We start from the raw sequence: 19,845 nt of genomic DNA, 5'->3' as shown, positions 1-19,845 counted from the left end.
TCACGCCGACGCGGCGGCGTAGCGGTTCACGGCGACGGGCAGGCCGAGGCGCTCGCGCAGCGTGCCGGGGTCGTATGCCGTCCGGAAGGCCCCAGCGCGCTGGAGCGCGGGCACGAGCTCGTCCACGACCGCGGTGAGATCGTCCACGACGACGGCCGGACGCAGCCGGAAGCCGTCGTAGCCGACGTCGTGCCAACGGAGCAGGAGCGACGCGAGGTCGGCAGCGGTGCCCGTGAAGACGTGGGCATCGGACGTCAAGGGCGACCCCGCGGCCTCGTCGAGCCGCCGTCGCCGGGTCCGGGCTGCGTCTGTCGTGCTCCCCAGGACCACGACGAGGTCGGCGAAGACCGTGAGGGGACGGGCGTTGCGCCCGACCCGCGCCTCTGCCCCTCGGACCTCGCCGAGGATGCTCGCGGCCTGCTCGTCGTCGTGCGGCGTCACGAAGACGACGTCCGCCGACCGGGCCGCCAGCTCGTACGGGATCGTCTGGTGCGCCAGGGCGGTGACGACGGGCTGCCCCTGTGGTGGTCGCGGCGTGATCGACGGGCCTCGGACGCTGAAGTGCCGGCCCTCGAAGTCGACATGGTGCAGCCGGTCCCGGTCGACGAACCGCCCGGTCGTGACGTCGCGGATCTCGGCGTCGTCCTCCCAGCTGTCCCAGAGCCGCCGGACGACCTCGACGTGGTCGGCAGCCTCGTCGAAGCGCTCGCGCACGGCAGCGCGGCCCTCGGGACTGGAGGCGAGGTCCCGTCGGATCGGGGGGAGGGTGCGACGACCGACGTTGCCGGTCTCGCCGCGTGTGCCACCCACCTGCACCCGCCAGCCAGCACGACCGTGGCTCACGTGGTCGAGGGTGGCGACGGCCTTGGAGACGTGGAACGGCTCGGTGTGGGTCGTCGTGACGGTCGGGACGAGGCCGACGTGCCGCGTCAGGGGCGCGACCGTGGCTGCGACGAGGAGGGCGTCGAGCCGCCCGCGCACCTGGTCGGTGCGCGTGTCGACGTCGTCGGAGAAGGGGTCCGCCGACTGGAGATCGAGACTGTCCTCGATCGTCACGAAGTCGAGCAGGCCGCGTTCGGCCGTGGTGGTGAGGTCGGCCCAGTAGCGGGCGGTGAGGAGGTCGTCCGGCCGCGCACCAGGCTCGCGCCACGCTGCCGGGTGCCATCCCGCACCGTCGAGGGCGACGGCGAGGTGGATCGGCGTGGCGTTCGGAGTGAGGCCAGTCACCAGTCGACTCCCTTCTGCTGCAGCTCGATCGGCCGGAGGTTCGTGCCGGTGAGCGCGTACGTGGTCATCTCGGTGAGGCGCGGGGAGTACACGTGCAGGCTCACCGCCGGGTCCGGGCCCTCGTTGCTCACGTGGTGCACGTAGCGACGTCCGAACGTGCGCTGCTGGCCGGGCCGCAGCCGGCCGACGTCCTCACCGACCTGCGGGGTCCGGTCGGGACCGTCCAGATCGGCGACGCGCTCGCTCAGCTGTCCCTGCAGGACGACGAACGAGCCGGCGCTCTGCCCGTGGTCGTGCCACTCCGTCGCTTGGCCGGGGAGCCAGGTGAGCAGCCAGGCCTCGTGGTCGGGCTCGGCGGCGATCCGGGCGTAGTAGCGGCTGATGGGGTCGAAGTCGACGAGGCCGGCCCAGAGGGCACGGTCGCCCGCGAGGCGCCGAGCCGTCTCCGCGAGGTTGACGGCGGTCCGTGGTGCGAACGTCGATGGCGTCCCGGCGCCGGGCGCAGAGAGCGTGGTGAGGGCGGTGGTCCGGTCGGGGCGGGTGCGCAGAGGCATGGCAAGGCTCCTGAAGGTGTGCGGGTGGGTCGAGACGGACTACGGGGACGCCGCGCGCCACAGCAGGACCCAGTGGGGCTGCCGACACTGCGCATGCGGTCGTCTGGTCGTCAGTCCCGACAGAGGGCGCTGCTCACCCGGGAGAGGTCGACGTGCCGGCGGCGGTGAGCCCACAGGGCGTGGCCGCGGGATCGCCGTTCGGTGGTGTGCGTCATGGGAACCCTTGTGTCCGTGGGGCCCTCGTCGAGCCCGCGCTTGCGTCGACCGAGGGGTCGACGCCTGGTCCTCACCCGGGGCACCCCACCGCGGAGGAGGGTTGCCGCCCAGCAAGCCGGGGCTTGTCGCTGGGACTCATGACCTGCAGAGAAGATAACATACCTATTTGGTAGGGATAGTGGGCGACCACTCCCTGAGATGCCACCGAGGCCACGGACCGTCGGGTTCCTCGTCGTGACGGTGCTGCCCGCTGGTGACGTCAAGCACACCGCGTCAGCACTGGTCGACCCGGTGCTCGTCATCGTCGTGTCACTCATGGTGCTCCCGGCCCCCGTCGGCTTCGTCCGGACCATGCTGCGCGAGCTGCTCGAGATGAGGCCTCCCCCCGAGATCGAGCACCCGGCCCGTCAGGCCGTCACCGAGCGGCTGCGCCACCTGAGTGTGGCCACCTGGATCAACGTCGAGCTCTCCTGCGACCCCGCCTGGCAGCAGGGCTGACGGGGTCAGCAGATCGGTGCCGATCACCCACGGAGGGGGAATCGGCACGCCCGCTCCCCCGGCACGATCGGGAGACGACCAGCCCGCCACCACGAGGAAGATGAGGCCGCTGTGAACCCGGTGCTCGCGTTCGTCATCGTCATGCTCGTCTGGACCGTGAGCGACCTCGTCGCGAAGAAGACGAGGTCGCTGCTGTCCTCGCTCTTCGTCGCCTCGATCATCTTCTTCGTCGGCTTCCTCACCGACGTCTTCCCCGAGGACCTCCTCGCGAGCTCGAGCCTGCTCGCGCTCGCCGGCGTCGTCGTCGGCTTCGTCATCGTCCACCTCGGCACCATGATCAGCCTCGACGACTTCAAGAAGCAGTGGAAGACGCTGCTCGTCGGCATCGCCACTGTCATCGGCATCGGACTTGCCCTGCTGCTGGCCGGATTCATCTTCGGGCCTCGGATCACGGGCTCCGCGGCCGACGGCTATGCGCAGGCTCTCGACTTCGTGGTCGCCGGCACCGGCGCCTTGAGCGGGGGCACCATCTCGGTCCTCATCGTCCAGGAGGCGGCCCTCGGCGTCGGCCTGACGAGCATCGCCGTCTTCCCCGTCCTCATCGCCGCGCTCCAGGGGCTCATCGGCTTCCCGCTCACCTCGATCATCCTGCGCCGCGAGGCCGCCCGGCTAAAGGAGGAGTACCGAGCGGGCACGCTGGCGCCGGTGGTGGCCGCGGGGGCCGCCGCCGCCAGCGGCGGGGGCGATGGCGGCGGCAGCAAGGGCGACGCCGGCAGCAGCGGGGGCGGCGCCACGCCGCCCGCCGAGCCCGTGCCGGAGACGAAGCTGCCCGGCGCCCTCCGCACGACGGCCGGCACCCTCTTCATCGTCGGGGTCGTCGTGCTCATCAGTCTGGGCATCAACAACGTCACCGACGGCATCCTCAACACGTTCGTCGTGGCCCTGCTCTTCGGCATCGGCCTGCGCACGACGGGGATCTTCAAGCCGTCGGTCCTGTCGGGCATCGACGCCTTCGGTCTCATGATGATCGCCATCATGATCCTCGTCTTCGGACCCCTGGCGACGGTGAAGCCCAGCGACGTGTCAGCGCTGGCCGTGCCGCTGCTCATCGCCTTCGCCTTCGGGATCGTCGGGATCGCGAGCTTCTCGGCTCTCGTCGGCAAGCTGCTCGGCTACAGCGTGTCGATGTCCGTGGCGATCGGGCTCACCTCGCTCTACGGCTTCCCCGGCACGATGATCCTGTCCCAGGAGGCCGCCAAGGGAGCCGGAGAGACCCCCGAGGAGGTGGCCGCGATCGAGAACGAGATCCTGCCCAAGATGATCGTCGCCGGCTTCTCGACCGTGACGATCACGTCGGTCATCGTCACGAGCATCATCGCCGGCCGGATCGGTGGCGGCTGAGCCGTCGCGTTCCTGCTCCGGTCCCGGTCAGGGGGCCATCGCGGCATACCCGGTGGCGTCGTGGATCGCCAGCCCGGCGTACGTCGCAGAGGCGCTCGCGCCGGAGTTCACCTGGGCCAGCTGGGCCTCCATGGCGGTGCGGGTCCAGCCGTAGAACGTCTGCTTCGTGTCGACGGCCGTCGCGCCGAGATAGTTCGTCTCCTGGCCGAGGCGCACGGGCTTGCCGAGCGCGGCGCCGGCGGCGAGCGCGGGGGTCGCGATGTCGAGCGTCCCGTCCGTGCCGGCCGCGGTGTTGCGGTAGGACATCACCGTGACGCCGGCCGTGCGCTTCATGATCTCCCGGTCGAGGGTCGAGGCCGCCCCCGTGGAGGCGACGGCGTGGATCGTGTTGAACCAGAAGGGGATGTCGGCCTCGATGGGGTAGGTGCCGGCATTGGCCTTGAGCTTGTCGAGCAGCGTGAGGTACTTGCTGACGACGGTGGCCTGGTCGGTCCCCCAGGCGGAGGTCGAGTAGGGCTCGACGTCGACGTGGATGCCCGTGAAGAGGCCCGAGCTCTTGGCCGGCTTGAGCCAGTAGGTGATGACCCACGTCGGGTTGTCGACCCAGCCGGGGTCGCCCCCGAGCGCGTCCACCCGGATGCCGGCAGCGCGGGCCCGGTCGCTCAGCGCCTTGATGTTCGGCAGCTGGCTCGAGGTGGTGAGGTTCGGCGGGACGGCGACGAAGAGCTGGTCGATGCCGGCGCTCACGGCGAGGTCGACGGTGGCCGCAGGGGTGCTCGTGTCCCACACCCACATGGCCCGAGTGTCCTGGGCCGCGGACGCGACGGCGGTCACCGTCCCGGCCTGGGGCGCTGCCGCGGCGACGGGAGCCATGGCGACCAGCGCGGCAGCCGAGCCCGCCAGTGCGAGAGCCGCGGCGACGAGGCGGGTGGCGCGGGCACGAGGGGTGCTGAACATGTGAGAGCTCCGGGACGAAGGGCGGGGACCAGCCCTCCGAATTGTCCGGATTGCTCAAGACTCGCGCAGGCGTTTCGCAAGATTGCCGCAAGTTTCGCAAAACACCCTCTTGCCCCCACGCCGAACCCCCCGAACCGTCAGGCAGGGTCAGCCTGGGCGCGCTCGACGAGGATCGCCAGACGCCGGAGCGCCTCCCGGTTGCGGCGGTCGAGCAGCACGTCACGGACCGGCTTCGGGACGAGCAGCGCGGGCCCCTTCGTCGCGTCCTCCTCCATCGTCACCTCGGTGTCGGCCCCGCTCGCGCGGCAGGTGATCCGCACGACGCCCTCACCGGACGGCCACGCACGCACCGTCAGCTCGAGCAGGTCTGGCCGCTCGCAGCGCCGCACCGTCGTCGTGTCGTCGATGAGGAGCGGCCAGGCGCCGACGGAGTGGTGGATGTGCGTCTCCGGTGCCGGCCAGCCGGGAGTCACGTCGCGCACGCGGGAGGCGCCGACGACCCACTGGCTGTAGCTCCACCCGTCGGCGAGGACGTCGAAGACCGCCTCCGGTGTGCCGTGGACGGTCCGTGTCGTGGTGCTCATGTGCGCCTCCAGGGCAGTTGGATCTTGTGGTGCCACAGGGCGGCCCGTGCGGCATTCGCGCCACACGCACCGTGGACGCCGCCGCCCGGGTGGGCCGAGGCGGACGCGAGGTAGAGGCCCTTGACCGGTGTCTCGGCACGTCCGGAGCCGGCGACGGGCCGGAAGACGAGCTGCTGCTGGAGTCCCGCAGTGCCGCCGTTGATGGCTCCCCCGACGAGGTTGGCGTCGCGGGCCTCGAGCTCGCGCGGGCCGAGGACCCGTCTCGCCGTGATGCGGTCACGGAACCCGGGTGCCCGGTCCTCGATGCGCTGCTCGATGCGTTCGGCCATCGCCTCGAGGTCGCCCTCGTCCCACGTGCCGCGCACCTCGCGGACCCTCGGCCGGCCGGCTGCCGCGTCACCCCGAACCCGTTGGGGCACATGGGTGTACGCCCAGAGAGCCTCTCCGCCGGTCGGCACTCTCGAGGCGTCGGCGACGCCCATCTGGCCGACGAGGAGGAAGGGCTTGTCGGGCACGAGGCCGGCAGCCACCTGTCCCCCGGTCAGCGTCATCTCATCCATCGAGTCCGCGACGTGGACCGTGCCGGGAGCCGCAGCAGGTGCGCCCTGCCACGGGACCGGTCCGTCGAGCGCCCAGTCGACCTTGACGGTGGAGGGGTCCCACTCGAATCGCGCCATCCGGTGGCGCAGTCGTGACGGCAGGACACCCCACGGCACGAGCCCCCCGTAGAGGGCGGGCGCCGACACGTCGGCGAGGACGGCGCGGCGTACGTGGATCTCGCGCGACGCGGTCCGCACCGCGACCGCGCGACCGCCCTGAACGCGTACGCCCTCGGCTCGCTCGCCGAGGCAGAGCTCGCCTCCCTGCGACTCGAGCCGACCCACCATGGCCGCCGCCAGGCGGCCGGCCCCGCCGCGTGGGACGGGGAAGCCGACGGACTGGCCCAGCAGCGCGAGGAGCAGGCCCATGGCCGCCGAACCCGGCGACTCGAGACCGATGTCGGCGTGTCCGGCGTTGCCTGCCACGAGCATCCGTGCCGCCTCCCCGCGGAAGAGCCGCTCGGTCAGGCTGCGGGCCGGCATCGTCATCTCGCGCAGCAGCTCCAGGCCGCCCGGTCGGAGCACCTGACGGGCCAGACCCGCGCCGCCGCGCACGGGTGGGAAGGGGCTGAGGAGTCCACGCAGCACGTCGTCGCCGACGCGGTCCCACGTCTCGCAGAGGGCCAGCCACGCCTCGCCGTCGCCGGGTGCGTCCTCGTCGAGCGCCGAGGCGGTGGCCGCCCGGTCCCGGTGCAGGACCCCCCACCGGCCGTCACCGAAGGAGTGGCCGAGGACGGAGGGGGCGTGCGACCACTCGAGCCCGTGCTCCTCGAGACGGAGCCCGCGGATCGTCGGCGACGCAGCGGCCAGGGGGTAGAAGGAGCTGAAGGTGTCGTGCACGTGCCCGGCCGCGACGGCGTCGTCGCTGGACACCGCTCCCCCCGGCCGGTCCTGCTCCTCGAGCACGACGACCGACCATCCGGCGTCGACGAGGAGGTTGGCCGCCACGAGCCCGTTGGGTCCACTGCCGATGACCACTGCATCCGTCGTCGTCACGCTGCCCCTTCGTCCGCCTCCTGCTCGTCGTACCCCGTGCAGGGCCCGACGAACCCGAGTCGGGCCCGGACCGGCGCACCACCGGCCCAACCGGACGAGGTCACGGGGCCACGTCGGCCACCCTCACGGCGCCGTCGGGCTTGCGAGCGGCAGCATCGCCCGTCCGGACTCGGGGACAGCCGGCTGACGCCGAACCACGCGGAAGCCGATGTGGCTCATGCCGGTGTCGACCATCTGCGGCCGCCGTGCCGCCGGGCGGTAGCGCAGACAGTAGGAGTCGGCGCAGAGGAACGAGCCGCCCTTGATCACCTTGCGTGGGATGCGGAACTGCGGCTGCCTCGCGTCGAAGCTCGCCTCGACGTCGGGCCCGCGCGGGTTGCGAGGCACGCAGCACGGCTTCGGGTCCGGCTCACCGGCGTGCCCCGTCGCGTACCAGTCAGACGTCCACTCCCACACGTTGCCAGCCAGGTCGTAGAGGCCGTATGCGTTGGGCGCGAAGGAGCCCACCGGTCGGGTCGTGCCGTAGCCCGGTTCAGCGCGCCAAGGGAAGTCCCCGTGCCAGTAGTTGGCCAGGGCCTCCCCTGCCGGCTCGGGCTGGTCCCCCCACACGAAACGCGCGCCGTCCAGACCGCCGCGGGCCGCGGCCTCCCACTCGGCCTCGGTGGGCAGCGCCGAACTGGCCCACGCGGCATACGCCTCCGCGTCCTCGTGGGCGACGTGGACCACCGGATGGTCCTCGAGTCCGTCGAGACCTGAGTGGGGCCCGTCGGGCCGCCGCCAGCAGGCGCCCGGGGTCCAGGTCCACCAGAGGTTGATGTGCCGCAGGTCCACCGGGCCCGGGGTGCCGGTGAAGACCATCGACCCGGCCCGCAGGTTGTCCGGCGGTGCGCCCGGGAAGTCGGCCGGGTCCAGCGGTCGTTCGGCGACGGTGACGTAGCCCGTCGCGTCGACGAACGCGGCGAACGACGCGTTGGTCACCTGGGTCGGCGAGATCCAGAAACCGTCGACGGTGACCGGGTGGGACGGCGCCTCCTCGGCGTAGTGCTCGTCTGAGCCCATGGCATACGTCTGGGACGGGACCCAGGACAGCCCGATCTCCACATCCACCGTCACGGGCCGGCTCCCGCGAAGACCTCGGCCCAGTCGTCCTTCATGCTGATCACGGTCCAATCCTGCTGCCTGGCCGTCTCGAGCGCCTGCTCGGCGCCTGCGACGTAGTCGAACTCCCGCTCGTCGTCGTCGTGCAGCAGGAGCAGCCGGAGCGTTGACGTCTCGGCCGTGCCGCCGAACGCCAGCATCGGGAGATCACCGTTCGAGTTGCCGACCGACAGGATCGGGCGACGACCGATGCGGCTCCAGATGCGCACCGGCTTCTCGGGGCCGTCGTCGAAGAAGTCCATCGCGGCCTTGTAGACGAGACTCGTCGTCGGGCCCTCGGGGACGTAGGTGAGCCCGAGGGCACTGCCGATGACACGTTCCGGCGGCACGCCGTAGAGGTCGCCCGCGACGGGGCGCATGAAGTCCCGGTCACCGCCGGAGGCGATGTAGGTCGTGAACCCGTGCTCCTCGAGGTGCTCGAGAAGCTCCACCATCGGCTGGTAGGCGCAGCCGCGGTAGGGCAGCCCGAGGGTCGGGTGGCTGGCCCGGTCGAAGAAGGACAGCACCCGCGCGTCGTACTCCTCGACGGTGACCGCGTCGAAGGCCCGCGTCACCGCACCCATGAGCAGGTGCAGGTCCCCGTCGTCACCGTGGTAGTGCTTGACCATCGCCGCGCCGAGCCAGTGCACGTCCTTCTCCCAGGCGGCCTTGAAGGGTTGCTCGTCACGCAGTGACGGGTCCTCCTCGGCCAGCTCGCCCAGTCGCTGGATCGTGAAGTCGAGCTGGATCGGCATCGGCTTCTCGCACCACAGGGTGCCGTCGTTGTCGAAGACGGCGACGCGGGCTGCGGGCTCGACGAAGTCCGGACCGCCCTCCTGCGTGACACGGTCGACGAACGCGGTGATCGCCGTCCGGGCGCCCCCGTCACGCCAGCTCCGAAGAGGCATGTCCACTCCCGACGTTCCCGGCGGCTCAGCTGCTGCCGAGGAAGGCGTGCAGCTTCTTGACGGCGTGGTCGATCGTGAACGACGCCGGCTCGTGCCGCGGCGGGAACTCCTTGAACGTCTCGAGAAAGACCGTCGCGATGGCCGTGCCGTAGGCGGCGATGAAGTCGTGGTCGAGGAACCAGTCGTAGTAGGTGTTGGACGTCTGGTCGGCCCGCTCGAACGGGTCGGTGCGCAGGTTGAACAGCTTCGGGATGCGCAGCTCGGTGAACGGCTCGAACCAGATGCCGAGCGTTCCCGTCTTGCGCTGCTCCATGAAGACGATCTTCCAGTTGTCGAAGCGGATGCCGAGCACGTCGGCGTCGTCGGAGAAGTAGATCATCCCCTGGCGTGGGCTCCTGTCGACCTCGCCCGTGAGGTAGGGCAACAGGTTGTAACCGTCGATGTGCACCTTGAACGTCGTCCCGCCGAGGTCGTGCCCCTGCTTGAGCTTCTCGACGATCTCGGGCTCACCCGCGGCGGCGGCGAACGTCGGCAGCCAGTCGTGGTGCTGGATGATCTCGTTGGAGACCACGCCCGCCGGGATGTGCCCGGGCCACCGGATCAGCTCGGGCACCCGGAAGGCACCTTCCCAGTTCGTGTCCTTCTCGCTGCGGAAGGGGGTCGTGGCTCCGTCGGGCCAGGTGTTGCCGTGCGGGCCGTTGTCGGTGCTGTAGATGACGATCGTGTCGTCGGCGATGCCGAGCTCGTCGAGCAGGTCGAGCAGCTGGCCGACGTTGCGGTCGTGGTCGATCATCGTGTCGTGGTACGGCGACTGCCAGCGCCCCGCCTGACCGATGCTCTCCGGCTTGGTGTGGGTGCGCAGGTGCATGTGGGTGAAGTTCATCCAGACGAAGAAGGGCGTCTCGGCCTCGTGCTGGCGCCGGATGAAGTCGATGCAGGCGTCCGCCGTCTCGTCGTCGATCGTCTCCATCCGCTTCTTCGTCAGTCGGCCGGTGTCCTCGATCTGCTGCTTGCCGTGCGGACCGAACTTCGGGTCGACCTCGCCGGTGTCCTCGTCCGTGGCCGATGAGCGGATGACGCCTCGCGGGAGCTGGAGGTTGTAGAGCCGGGGGAAGTCCTCCTCCTTCGGGAAGTCGGGCAGCTCCGGCTCCTCCTCCGCGTTGAGGTGGTAGAGGTTGCCGAAGAACTCGTCGAAGCCGTGGGCGGTCGGGAGGTACTTGTTGAGGTCCCCGAGGTGGTTCTTGCCGAACTGACCCGTGGCGTAGCCCATCGGCTTGAGGACCTCGGCGATCGTGACGTCCTCCGCCGCGAGGCCGACTTCGACGCCCGGGACGCCGACCTTGCTCATGCCCGTGCGGTAGACGCTCTGCCCGGTGATGAAGGCCGCCCGCCCGGCGGTGCAGGACTGCTCGCCGTAGGAGTCGGTGAAGCGCATTCCCTCGTCGGCGAGCCGGTCGATGTTGGGGGTCCGGTAGCCCATCAGCCCGTCGCTGTAGCAGCTGAGGTTGGTGATCCCGATGTCATCACCCCAGATGACGAGGATGTTCGGCTTCGAGTCGGGCATGGCGGCACTCCTTCGGCTGATGGATGACCTGTGACCACGATCCGGTGGCGTCGCACCCGCCACCTCACCCGACCGGGATGAGGCGCCCTCGTCGACGCGGCGGACCGATCACGCGTTGAGCAGGCGAGCCTTCTGGACGGCGAACTCCTCCGCCGTCAGCACGCCGTCGTCCCGCAGCTGCCCGAGCTCGCGGAGCTGGTCGATGAGGCTCGGCGCGCCGGTGGTCGGCGACACGGGAGGTGGCGGCGTCGCGGCGGCCATCGCCTGTGCCTCGTAGGCGCCGGCCTCCTGCTCCTGCTGGCCCATCCGGGCCCGGCGGCGCATCAGTGCGGTCTCCATCGTCTCGACGGGGACGAAGCCCTCGTCGACGACGACGCCGCCGGTCTCGGCGAGAGCCGAGACGAACCGCTCGGCCCACGTGTTCTCCCAGACGAGGAGCGCACCGGCGGTGTCCGGCTCGAGGAGGTCGGCCACCTGGTCGAGGTCCGCGTCGCTGACGAGGCCACCGAACTCGCCCTCGACATCGTCGTACGCGTCTGCGTCGACCGGGAGCGCATCCACCTCCAGGATCGACACCGCGCCGTCGGCGGCGCGACTGACAAAGACGAGGTCGAGCAGTCGCACCGCCCCGGCGTCGACGAGCACGGCGAGCTCCTGCGCCAGGCGGCCGTGGAAGTCTGGTTGGTCGAACGCGACCATCACATAGTGGATCGGTCCCATGTTGTCCTCGTTCTCGTGTGACGACCCGCGAGCGGGTCTCAGGGCCAAGGGAACTCGCCGTCGGCCGTTCTTCGCCGGATGTCCACCAGCTCGAGGCCCAGCGAGGCGATGCGCTCGATGACGCCGTGCAGACCTGCTTGGTCCAGCTCGCCCGCCAGCACGGTCGATCCGGGCTCCACCGTGATCTCGAGGTCGGCAAAGGCCTCGCGTGCTGCCGGCCCGATGGTGCCGGCCACGCGCACCTCGTAGTCCTTGGACAGACCCACGGCTCGACCTCCTCCACGTCGCGCACCTGTCAGCGTGGACCAGCGCAGCCCCGACCGGCTCACCCTTGCGGCATGAGCCGCCGGTTCCGCGGCCACTGCGGGAGGTCTCTCGACGGGCCGAACGGCGCTCGCGTGGCCTACGCTGCTGACAGGCAACCGGTCGTGCCACCGGCTGCGCCGTGTCCACCAACACAGGGTCGGGAGTGGTGGGTTGTACTCGAAGTTTCGGGCGCGCAGGTTCGTCGTGCCGCCCCTCCCCTCCCGACACGTGCCACGACCACGCCTCGTCTCGGCCCTGGACTCCGCCCTCGAGCGACCGCTGACAGTGGTCGCCGCCGGAGCGGCGTCCGGCAAGACGGTGCTGCTCAGCGAATGGGTCCGACATCGTGGGGAACGCACGGCCTGGGTGTCGCTCGAACGCGACGACAACACCCCTGCGGCCTTCTGGGCGCTCGTCGGTGAGTCGCTCGAGGAGGTCGGTCTCGCCGGGCAACCGGGCTCGGCCGGCGTGCAGAGACCGCCGGCGGACGAGGTGCGCGAGCTGCTCGCTGCCACCGTGTCGGACCGCGAGCCGCTGTACCTCGTGCTCGACGACGCCCACGTCCTCGCCGACCTGGGCCTGATCGGCCAGCTCGACGCGCTCGTCCGCCACCCGCTTCCCGGGCTCCACATCCTCATGGCCGCACGCAGCGACCCCATCCTGCCGCTCCACCGGTACCGGATGGACGGACGACTGTCCGAGCTGCGCGCCCTCGACCTGGCCATGACCGTCAGCGAGGTGGACGACCTGCTGCGGACGCACGCCCTCGACATCGCCCCGTCCGCCCGAACGCTCCTGGTCGAGCGCACCGAGGGCTGGGTGGCGGCACTGCGCCTCTCGATGGTCCGCATGGAGGCCGCCGAGGAGCCGGAGGCCTTCGTGACGGCGTTCGCCATGGACCGCGGCAGCATCGGCGAGTTCCTCCTCGAGGAGGTGCTCGCCACGCTCGACGCCCGGTCCCGACGCCTCCTCATCCGCACGAGTGCGTGCGAGGTGATCTGTGGCTCCCTGGCCGACGCCGTCTGTGCCGAGGCGGGCAGCGCCCTGGTCCTCGAGCGGCTCGCGCAGTCCAACTCGTTCGTGTCCCCGCTGCCCGACGAGGTGGGCTGGTACCGGTACCACCCCCTCATGCGCGAGGTCCTCGTCCATCTCCTGTCCAGCGAGACCCTCGATGCGCGGCGACTGGTGGACGCCCGAGCCGCACGATGGCACGACGGGGAGGGCAACGTCATCGAGGCCCTGCACCACGCGCTCCGGGCACACGACTGGTCGCTCGCGGCCGACCTCCTGCGTCGCGGGGCCTTTGCGCGGCTGTTCCTCGGCGACGGCGAACGTTCCATCGGCGACGTCCACGGCCTCCTCCGCGCCCCGTGGTCTCAGCCGGTGGACGACGGCCCTGCCGGCTCCTCGAAGGCCGCGGCCCGGGCTGCCGTCGCCGCCGCCACCGGCGACGTGGCTTCACTGAGGGCCATGCTCGGGCCCTGGCATCCGGCGGAGGTGACCAGCGACACCGACCTGTTGGCCGACTTCGCCAGACTCGTCCTCGCCACGTGCGACGGGGACGTCGACACCGCCGACGTGGTGGCCGGACGGATGCTGGCGACGGACCCGGACGGGCCCTTCGGAGTCTTCGCCCGGAGCCGGATCGGAGCGTCGGCCGTCTGGCGAGGGCACGAGGACGCCGCCGTCGAGCACCTGACAGCCGCCCTCGTGGACGCTCGACGTCTCGGCATGACGCCCCTCGCCCTGGAGTGCACGGGGCTGCTCGGGATCCAGCACTGCTCGCTGGGTCGCGTGGCCAGGGCCGAGGACCACGTGGCATACGGCGACCGGCTGCTTCGGGAACACCCACGACTGACCGGTCGGCACACGGCGGCGCACTTCGTCGCCGCCGCCGAGGTCGCCGTCACACGCGGTCGGATCGACGAGTTCGACGTGGCGACGGACCGCGCCACGCGGGCGCTCGACCCCGAGGCCGACCCCGCGCTGTGGGGCACCGTGACGCTCCTGCGCGCCAAGGCGCTCCAGGCGGCCGGTCGCTACGGACCGGCGCGGTCGCTCCTCGTCGGAGACCGGTCCCTGTCGTCACCCGGCGCCTTCAACCTCGTGGCCGTCGCCCAGGCCATGGCGGCGGAGCTGGCCAGCCTGTCCGGGCGGCCGGAACGACCCTCGGACCCGGCCGCCACGGACCCCAACGAGCACCTGTCGAACCTCTTCGAGATCGCCCGAGCGCGGGCGGAGCTGGCCGACGGGGACCTCCGCAGCGCCGAACGCCTCGTGCGTCGGGTCATCACCGCCAGCGCGCCGGCACCCGCGCTGCCGGCGCTCGTCGAGGCCGTGCTCGTCGGCTCCGAGGTGGCCCTGGCGGCCGGCGACGAGAGGCGCGCCGTCGAACAGGCGGTGTACGCCATCGACCTCGGCCGGAGCGCGGACGTCGTGCTGCCCTTCGTCGAGGCTGCTCCCCGGCTCTTCTCCCTCATCACCCGCCACGACACGCTCGCGGAGCGGTGGCCGGTCCCGCTGCACGACAGGGCCGCCGAACACCCGACGCCCCGGACCGGCCTTCCCGAGTCGCTCACCGATCGTGAGCTGTCGGTCCTGCGCTGGCTCACGACCATGATGTCGGTGGCCGAGATCGCCGACGAGCTGTGCGTCTCCACGAACACCGTCAAGACGCACGTCGCGGCCGTCTACCGCAAGCTCGGTGTCGCGCGACGACGTGACGCCGTGGCGAGGGGGCGCGAGCTCCGGTTGCTGTGAGGCGCGCCTCGGACCGATCCGCGACGCGGGCGGGTACGTATGGTTTCCGAGGCGCGCAGCGCAGTTCGGCGCTCGCCCAGAGCGCGGAGCAGGAGGCCCCCGAGGTGAAGCCGGTGCGATACGTCATCACGGTCGAAGGTCGTCTCGGAACGGCGGCACGGGCCGCCTTCGGAGGGATGACCATCACGGCGACCGAGGGCAGCCGGACCTCCCTCGAGGGCGAGCTGGACCAGTCGGCGCTCTTCGGCATCCTGCTGAAGGTGCAGTCGCTCGCCCTCGAGCTCGTCGGCGTCCGTCGCGTCGACCGGGAGGGTGCCTCCACCCTGGCCGTGGTCTGACGAACGTCCCGTTCCGCGCAGCCCCTCGCCGACCTGGCGATCTCATGCCGACCGGGTGACGACGGTGGACACCCGCCCGACCGACGATGAGGCATCGCCTAGCACGGGAGGACGCATGACCACCTCGCCCATCACCGCTCCGACCCACCCGCACGGCTGGAGGTACGGCACCGTGCTCTTCGCCGGAACGGTGCTGCTCATCTCCGGCATCCTGGAGTTCCTCCGGGGCCTGTCGGCACTCTTCGACAACACGCTCTACGTCAGCACACCCAAGTACATCTTCGCCTTCGACACGACGGCATGGGGTTGGATCCACCTCGTCTGGGGCATCGTCCTGGTCGTCGTGGGCGGACTCATCCTCGCAGAGCGCCCCATCGGCCGGATCCTCGGCCTGGTCCCCGTGTCCCTCGCCATGGTGCTCAACTTCGCCTCAATACCGCTCTACCCGTTCTGGTCCATCGTGCTGCTGGCCCTCAACGCCATCGTCCTCTGGGCGCTCTGCACCGCCGGTTTCGCCGACGACGTCACCTACTGACGTCGGCCGCGCCCCTCGGGCACACGTCGATCGGTCATCGCGGCCTGAGTGCCTCGAGCGCTGCACGGTTGGTGCCGAACGCCGACGTCCCCTCGTCGAGGCCGAAGTGGTGCAGCCGGTCGGCCACGGCCGGGCGGAGCCGGCTGTAGTGCACGCGCGTGCCTCGACCCTCGAGCCACGACTTCAGCTGCTCGAGCCCCTCGGCCCCGGTGACGTCGATGTCGGTGACGCCCTCCATGTCGAGCACCACGTGGCGCACGACCGGTGACGGCTCCGCACCCGACACCTCCCCGGAGGGTCTCGACGCCCCCGAGCCCGCGGACTCCGCCTCTTCCACGACGGCATGCACGCGGTCGCGCAGAAGGCCGACGTTCGCGAAGAAGATCGGGGCGGAGAAGCGCAGCACGATGACTCCGGGCTCGCTCTCCGTGGCGTCGCCGAGGACGGGAAGGGCTTGATCCGGGTCGCCCGTGGTGCCGAGCACCTCCACTGCCGGGTTGGCCGCGCGTCGGGTGAGGTTCACGAGCGCGAGCACGAAGGCGATGAGGATTCCGGGGATCGGGCCGAGGAGGAGGGCTCCGAGGAAGCAGGCAGCCGCCACCCCGAACTCGAACCGGTCCTTCGTCCAGAGGCTGCGCAGCTCGCCGATCCCGAGGAGGGGCACGACGGCCACGGCGACGATGGCCCCGATGGCCGGGGACGGGATGTCGGCGAGCAGCCCGGTGCCGAAGAGCAGGAGCAGCAGCGTCAAGACCGCGGCCACGATGCTCGGCAGCTGGGTCCGCGACCCCGCCGAGTCCATGAAGGCCGTGCGCGAGGTCGACGACCCCACGGCGAAGCCGCCCGTGAGTCCGGCCGAGACGTTGCCGACGCCGAACGCGACGAGCTCGCGGTTCGCGTCGATCGGGTAGCCCCGCCGCTCGCTGTAGCTGCGTGACACGAGGAGCCCCTCCGCCGTCGTCACGAGCGTCAGGGCGATGGCCGACGGCACGACCGCGAACCACTGGCCGAGATCGAGCTCGGGCCACGTCAAGGTGGGTGGTCCCGCCGGCACCTCTCCCAGCACCGAGACACCGTGCTCGTCGAGGTGAGCCAGCACCGTGACCACCGTCGCGACGACGAGGACGATGAGGGCCCACGGCGCCGTCCGGGCGAGGCGTCGACCACCGATGAGGACGGCGACAGCGACCGCCGAGAGCAGGACCGACACCACGCTGAGCTTCGCCAGCCCGGTCACGAGGTCGCCGACCTTCTCGACGAACTCCCCACCGCTGTCGATCTTGACCCCGAGCATCTTCGCGACCTGGCTGACGAGGATGTCGAGGGCGAGGCCGCCGACGAAGCCGATGAGGATCGGTTTGGAGAGGAAGTTGGCGATGAAGCCCAGCTTCAGGAGTCCGAACGCGACGAAGAGGAGGCCGCTGATGATCGCCTGGGCCAGGGCGAGCGACGCGTAGGACTGGCTCCCCGCCGCAGCCAGACCGCCGATGGACGAGGCGACGAGCGCTGCTGCGGCGGCATCGGGCGAGGCCACGAGCTGCCGGGAGGACACCGTCAGCGCATAGAGGACCGCCGGAAGCACGAGCGCGTAGAGCCCTGCCGTCGGAGGCAACCCGGCGATCTGGGCGTAGCCGATGTTGAGTGGCACCGCGATCGCGAGGAGGGTCACCCCGGCGAGCGCCTCGGACCCGACGTTCTCCCGGGTCAGCCCCGGCACCAGCGTCCTCGCCATCCGCCACCCTCTCGCTCAAGCACGTCTCACGGGACGCTGTCCCCAGCGCTCGTTCCGTTGTACCGAAGGGACTCTCCCGGGACACCACCTCCTCGGGGTGAGCGTCGCGAGCCGCGTACGCGTTCACAGCCCCGGGCCCACCGGCTCCGGCTCATCCGCCCCGTGTGAGGTCGTGGCGTCACTCGACATGACGAGCGACAGGGTGGTCGACCGCGAGGCCGGCCGCTCCGGACGCGTACACTCGGGCTGGTAGGCGAGTCCCTGGACCCCGGTCGCGTCCCTCCCGTGAACGTGACGTCGCGCATCGTCCGGCACCGCCGTCTCCGCGCCGGTCACTCCTCACATGCCCGTGCACCCCCGTGCCGTTCTCGCGAACGCCCGGAGACACGGGAAACACCGTGGCCCAAGGAGATCGATCGCCGTGACCAGCACCCACCATGACCAGACCACCGGGAGCACGTTCACGGCGCTCACCCGCCAGGTGCATGACCTCGGGCTGATGCGTCGGCGGTACGCCTACTACTGGACCAGACTCGTCGGCGCCGTCGTGGCGATGGCGGGGTGGGTGCTTATCGTCGTGTGCATCGGTGACAGCTGGTGGCAGCTCGCGCCCGCTGCGGTCCTCGCGGTGCTGATGACCCAGATCGCCTTCCTCGGCCACGACGCCGCGCACCGCCAGATGTTCCGTTCCGGACGCCTCAACGACTGGGTGAGTCTCGTCGTGGCCAACCTGCTCGTCGGCATCAGCTACGGCTGGTGGCAGAGCAAGCACACCCGTCACCACGGCAACCCCAACAAGGTCGGCTACGACCCCGACATCGCGCCGGGGGTGCTCGCCTTCACCCCCGAGCAGGCCCGCCGCTCCCATCGACCACTGGTGCGCTGGCTCGTGGCCCACCAGGGCTGGTACTTCTTCCCGCTGCTGCTGCTCGAAGGACTGTCGCTGCACTGGGAGGGCATCCACCGGGTCGCCGGCCGTCGTCGGGTCGAGCGCCGGTGGGTCGAGCTGGCCTTCCTGACGACCCGCCTCGCGGGGCTGCCGGTGCTCCTGCTCCTCGTCATGTCGCCGGCCAAGGTCGTCGCCGTCCTCGCCGTCCAGCTCGCGCTGTTCGGCCTCTACATGGGCCTCTCCTTCGCCCCGAACCACATCGGCATGCCCCTCGTCGCGCCGGGGCTCAAGCTCGACTTCCTCAACCGCCAGGTCCTCATGAGCCGCAACATCAGTGGCGGCCGGTGGATGTCCGTGCTCCTCGGTGGGCTGAACCACCAGACCGAGCACCACCTCTTCCCGTCGATGGCGCGGCCCCACCTGCGGCGGGTGCAGCCGCTCGTCGTCGCCTACTGCGCGGCCGAGGGAGTGCGCTACACGCAGACGACGCTCTGGACGGCATACGGAAGCGTCATCAGCCACTTCAATGCCGTCGGCCTCAAGGACAACGACCCCTTCCTGTGCCCGCTCGTCGCGAGCCGACGCGCGGTGACCGTGACGGATGCCACCTGACGGTCACGGTCTCGCCAGCGGTCCGATGTCGAGACCCGCGGGCCGGCTCCGTCCCACCCGTTCAGGGCAGCCACCCCGGAGGCCCACCTGAACACGGAGGTCGACCGTGCAACCGAACGAGATCACCGAGGTCCTGAACCGGCCCGGGAGCCAGCAGATGCTTACGCGCGATGTGGCCCGCCTGGCCTACGTCGCCACGGACGGCACACCGCGCGGCATCCCGATCGCCTTCACCTGGAACGGGACCCAGCTGGTCATGTGCACCACGCAGAACGCCCCGAAGCTGCCTGCCCTGCGTCGCGACCCCGTGGTCGCGCTCACCATCGACACCGAGGTGCACCCGCCGACGATGCTGCTCGTCCGCGGCACGGCCGAGCTCGATGTCGTCGACGGCATCCCGGAGGAGTATCTCCAGATGAACGGCACGTACACGATGACGCCCGAGCAGCGGGTCGGGTGGGAGGCGGAGGTCCGCTCGCTCTACGACGGGATGGTCCGGATCGTCGTGACCCCGACGTGGGCGAAGCTCATCGACTTCGAGACGACGCTGCCGAGCGCCGTCGAGGAGCTGGTCCTGGAGCGCGAGCGCCGGCAACGCGCCTGAGTCCGTGCCTTCCCGGTCGGGGACCGTCCGGATCTGGTGGCACGGTCGGGTCATGACCACAGCGACGAGTCCCGGGGTTCTCACCGATCCGCGCCCGATCACCGATCTCATCCCCTCCGTGGCGGCGGAGTGCCGCCGCGTCCTCGACGCCGCCGTCGACCGCAAGTGGAGTATGCCGGCCGGTGACCTCGAGTGGTCGTGCCGGCGCACCGCGGCGCACGTGGCCGACGTGCTCTTCTCGTATGCCGGCCAGGTCGTCGCGCAGCCGGACGCGGCCTACCTGCCGATGGAGCTCGTGGTCGAGGACGCCGCGACGCCCGAACGTCTCGTCGCCTCGGTCGTCACGTGCGCGGAGCTGCTCCACCTGGCCTGCCGGGCCGCGCCGGCCGGGCTGCGGGCCTGGCACCCGGCCGGCGTCGCGGACGCGGAGGGCTTCGCGGCCATGGGCGTCGTCGAGGTGCTCGTGCACACCCACGACGTCACCCGCGGGCTGGGGCTCGACTGGGTGCCGCCCCAGGAGCTCACGGCCGGCGCGCTGGCGCGACTCTTCCCGCAGGCACCTGACGGGGACCCGACGGAGGTCCTGCTGTGGTGCTGCGGTCGCGGCGCCCTCGCGGACCGGCCCCGTCTCGAGACGTGGCGCTGGGACCCGACGGTGCGAAGCTGAGTCGCTCGAGTCGCTCGAGTCGCCGACCGCGCCGCAGGTGG

Annotated in this window: 19 protein-coding genes and 1 riboswitch; of the genes, 8 read left to right on the top strand and 11 right to left on the bottom strand. The window is 71.0% G+C overall.

Going from position 1 to position 19,845, the window contains the following annotated elements:
* Positions 1–1,227 carry an LLM class flavin-dependent oxidoreductase gene (locus tag ASE25_RS09815; RefSeq protein ID WP_056825068.1) on the bottom strand — a complete coding sequence of 409 codons (1,227 nt, stop codon included), beginning with the start codon at positions 1,225–1,227 and terminating at the stop codon, positions 1–3.
* Positions 1,224–1,781 carry a cysteine dioxygenase family protein gene (locus ASE25_RS09810; RefSeq protein ID WP_056825067.1) on the bottom strand — a complete coding sequence of 186 codons (558 nt, stop codon included), beginning with the start codon at positions 1,779–1,781 and terminating at the stop codon, positions 1,224–1,226. Before ASE25_RS09810 ends, ASE25_RS09815 begins: the two co-directional genes overlap by 4 nt.
* Before the next feature lie 246 nt (positions 1,782–2,027).
* Positions 2,028–2,140: riboswitch (SAM riboswitch) on the bottom strand.
* 55 nt (positions 2,141–2,195) lie between these two features.
* Between ASE25_RS09810 and ASE25_RS09805 the strand changes: the two genes are divergently transcribed.
* Together ASE25_RS09805 and ASE25_RS09800 are read left to right on the top strand one after the other, a co-directional pair.
* Positions 2,196–2,495 carry a hypothetical protein gene (locus tag ASE25_RS09805; RefSeq protein WP_056825066.1) on the top strand — a complete coding sequence of 100 codons (300 nt, stop codon included), beginning with the start codon at positions 2,196–2,198 and terminating at the stop codon, positions 2,493–2,495.
* A 111-nt stretch (positions 2,496–2,606) separates the two neighbouring features.
* A complete protein-coding gene (locus ASE25_RS09800) occupies positions 2,607–3,896 on the top strand; it encodes a hypothetical protein (RefSeq protein ID WP_056825062.1) in 1,290 nt (429 codons plus the stop codon).
* A gap of 27 nt (positions 3,897–3,923) precedes the next feature.
* Here ASE25_RS09800 and ASE25_RS09795 read toward each other — a convergent pair whose 3' ends face one another.
* From ASE25_RS09795 to ASE25_RS09760, 8 genes are all read right to left on the bottom strand, one after another.
* On the bottom strand, positions 3,924–4,853 hold the full coding sequence (locus ASE25_RS09795) for a hypothetical protein (RefSeq protein ID WP_056825060.1): 930 nt from the start codon (positions 4,851–4,853) through the stop codon (positions 3,924–3,926).
* Between the two features lie 137 nt (positions 4,854–4,990).
* Entirely contained in the window at positions 4,991–5,437 is a 447-nt protein-coding gene (locus ASE25_RS09790; protein WP_056772899.1) for an SRPBCC family protein, read from the bottom strand.
* A complete protein-coding gene (locus ASE25_RS09785) occupies positions 5,434–7,032 on the bottom strand; it encodes an NAD(P)/FAD-dependent oxidoreductase (protein WP_056825059.1) in 1,599 nt (532 codons plus the stop codon). The genes ASE25_RS09790 and ASE25_RS09785 overlap by 4 nt, the downstream gene beginning before the upstream one ends.
* A 123-nt stretch (positions 7,033–7,155) precedes the next feature.
* Positions 7,156–8,145, bottom strand: coding sequence for a formylglycine-generating enzyme family protein (locus ASE25_RS09780; protein ID WP_369793472.1), 990 nt, complete (start codon positions 8,143–8,145; stop codon positions 7,156–7,158).
* Positions 8,142–9,077, bottom strand: a complete 936-nt coding sequence (locus tag ASE25_RS09775) for an HAD family phosphatase (protein WP_056825719.1) — start codon at positions 9,075–9,077, stop codon at positions 8,142–8,144. The genes ASE25_RS09780 and ASE25_RS09775 overlap by 4 nt, the downstream gene beginning before the upstream one ends.
* 25 nt (positions 9,078–9,102) lie before the next feature.
* Positions 9,103–10,641, bottom strand: a complete 1,539-nt coding sequence (locus ASE25_RS09770; protein ID WP_056825057.1) for an arylsulfatase — start codon at positions 10,639–10,641, stop codon at positions 9,103–9,105.
* Positions 10,642–10,749: 108 nt separating this feature from the next.
* Positions 10,750–11,361, bottom strand: a complete 612-nt coding sequence (locus ASE25_RS09765) for an SHOCT domain-containing protein (protein WP_056825055.1) — start codon at positions 11,359–11,361, stop codon at positions 10,750–10,752.
* Positions 11,362–11,399: 38 nt separating this feature from the next.
* Entirely contained in the window at positions 11,400–11,627 is a 228-nt protein-coding gene (locus ASE25_RS09760; protein WP_200959045.1) for a hypothetical protein, read from the bottom strand.
* Positions 11,628–11,895: 268 nt separating this feature from the next.
* Between ASE25_RS09760 and ASE25_RS09755 the strand changes: the two genes are divergently transcribed.
* The 3 genes from ASE25_RS09755 (at position 11,896) to ASE25_RS09745 (ending at position 15,300) form a co-directional block, all read left to right on the top strand.
* Entirely contained in the window at positions 11,896–14,427 is a 2,532-nt protein-coding gene (locus ASE25_RS09755) for a LuxR C-terminal-related transcriptional regulator (protein ID WP_157623378.1), read from the top strand.
* 113 nt (positions 14,428–14,540) lie between these two features.
* On the top strand, positions 14,541–14,765 hold the full coding sequence (locus ASE25_RS09750; RefSeq protein ID WP_235508619.1) for a hypothetical protein: 225 nt from the start codon (positions 14,541–14,543) through the stop codon (positions 14,763–14,765).
* Positions 14,766–14,880: 115 nt separating this feature from the next.
* The gene (locus ASE25_RS09745) at positions 14,881–15,300 is read left to right on the top strand and encodes a hypothetical protein (protein ID WP_056825048.1); all 420 of its coding nucleotides are present in this window, start codon (positions 14,881–14,883) and stop codon (positions 15,298–15,300) included.
* Between the two features lie 34 nt (positions 15,301–15,334).
* Here ASE25_RS09745 and ASE25_RS09740 read toward each other — a convergent pair whose 3' ends face one another.
* Positions 15,335–17,032 (bottom strand): SulP family inorganic anion transporter, encoded by a 1,698-nt coding sequence (locus ASE25_RS09740; protein ID WP_056772880.1) that lies wholly within the window; start codon positions 17,030–17,032, stop codon positions 15,335–15,337.
* Between the two features lie 421 nt (positions 17,033–17,453).
* Between ASE25_RS09740 and ASE25_RS09730 the strand changes: the two genes are divergently transcribed.
* The 3 genes from ASE25_RS09730 to ASE25_RS09720 all read left to right on the top strand — a co-directional run bounded on the left by ASE25_RS09730 (position 17,454) and on the right by ASE25_RS09720 (position 19,804).
* Positions 17,454–18,533: an acyl-CoA desaturase gene (locus tag ASE25_RS09730; RefSeq protein ID WP_082622793.1), complete on the top strand. Its 1,080-nt coding sequence runs from the start codon at positions 17,454–17,456 to the stop codon at positions 18,531–18,533.
* A gap of 157 nt (positions 18,534–18,690) precedes the next feature.
* Positions 18,691–19,137: a pyridoxamine 5-phosphate oxidase gene (locus ASE25_RS09725; RefSeq protein ID WP_235508618.1), complete on the top strand. Its 447-nt coding sequence runs from the start codon at positions 18,691–18,693 to the stop codon at positions 19,135–19,137.
* 52 nt (positions 19,138–19,189) lie between these two features.
* Positions 19,190–19,804, top strand: coding sequence for a maleylpyruvate isomerase N-terminal domain-containing protein (locus tag ASE25_RS09720; protein ID WP_056825045.1), 615 nt, complete (start codon positions 19,190–19,192; stop codon positions 19,802–19,804).
* The last annotated feature ends 41 nt before the right edge of the window (positions 19,805–19,845 follow it).

The organism is Terrabacter sp. Root85 (genome assembly GCF_001429185.1).
Lineage (GTDB): Bacteria > Actinomycetota > Actinomycetes > Actinomycetales > Dermatophilaceae > Terrabacter.
This window is presented reverse-complemented; position numbering and strand designations above follow the sequence as displayed.

Coding starts and splice junctions, on each gene's coding strand:
- ASE25_RS09790 (WP_056772899.1), bottom strand. CDS start 5,437: ATGAGCACCACGACACGGACCGTCCACGGCACACCGGAGGCGGTCTTC.
- ASE25_RS09725 (WP_235508618.1), top strand. CDS start 18,691: ATGCTTACGCGCGATGTGGCCCGCCTGGCCTACGTCGCCACGGACGGC.
- ASE25_RS09795 (WP_056825060.1), bottom strand. CDS start 4,853: ATGTTCAGCACCCCTCGTGCCCGCGCCACCCGCCTCGTCGCCGCGGCT.
- ASE25_RS09745 (WP_056825048.1), top strand. CDS start 14,881: ATGACCACCTCGCCCATCACCGCTCCGACCCACCCGCACGGCTGGAGG.
- ASE25_RS09775 (WP_056825719.1), bottom strand. CDS start 9,077: ATGCCTCTTCGGAGCTGGCGTGACGGGGGCGCCCGGACGGCGATCACC.
- ASE25_RS09720 (WP_056825045.1), top strand. CDS start 19,190: ATGACCACAGCGACGAGTCCCGGGGTTCTCACCGATCCGCGCCCGATC.
- ASE25_RS09765 (WP_056825055.1), bottom strand. CDS start 11,361: ATGGGACCGATCCACTATGTGATGGTCGCGTTCGACCAACCAGACTTC.
- ASE25_RS09770 (WP_056825057.1), bottom strand. CDS start 10,641: ATGCCCGACTCGAAGCCGAACATCCTCGTCATCTGGGGTGATGACATC.
- ASE25_RS09805 (WP_056825066.1), top strand. CDS start 2,196: ATGCCACCGAGGCCACGGACCGTCGGGTTCCTCGTCGTGACGGTGCTG.
- ASE25_RS09740 (WP_056772880.1), bottom strand. CDS start 17,032: ATGGCGAGGACGCTGGTGCCGGGGCTGACCCGGGAGAACGTCGGGTCC.
- ASE25_RS09810 (WP_056825067.1), bottom strand. CDS start 1,781: ATGCCTCTGCGCACCCGCCCCGACCGGACCACCGCCCTCACCACGCTC.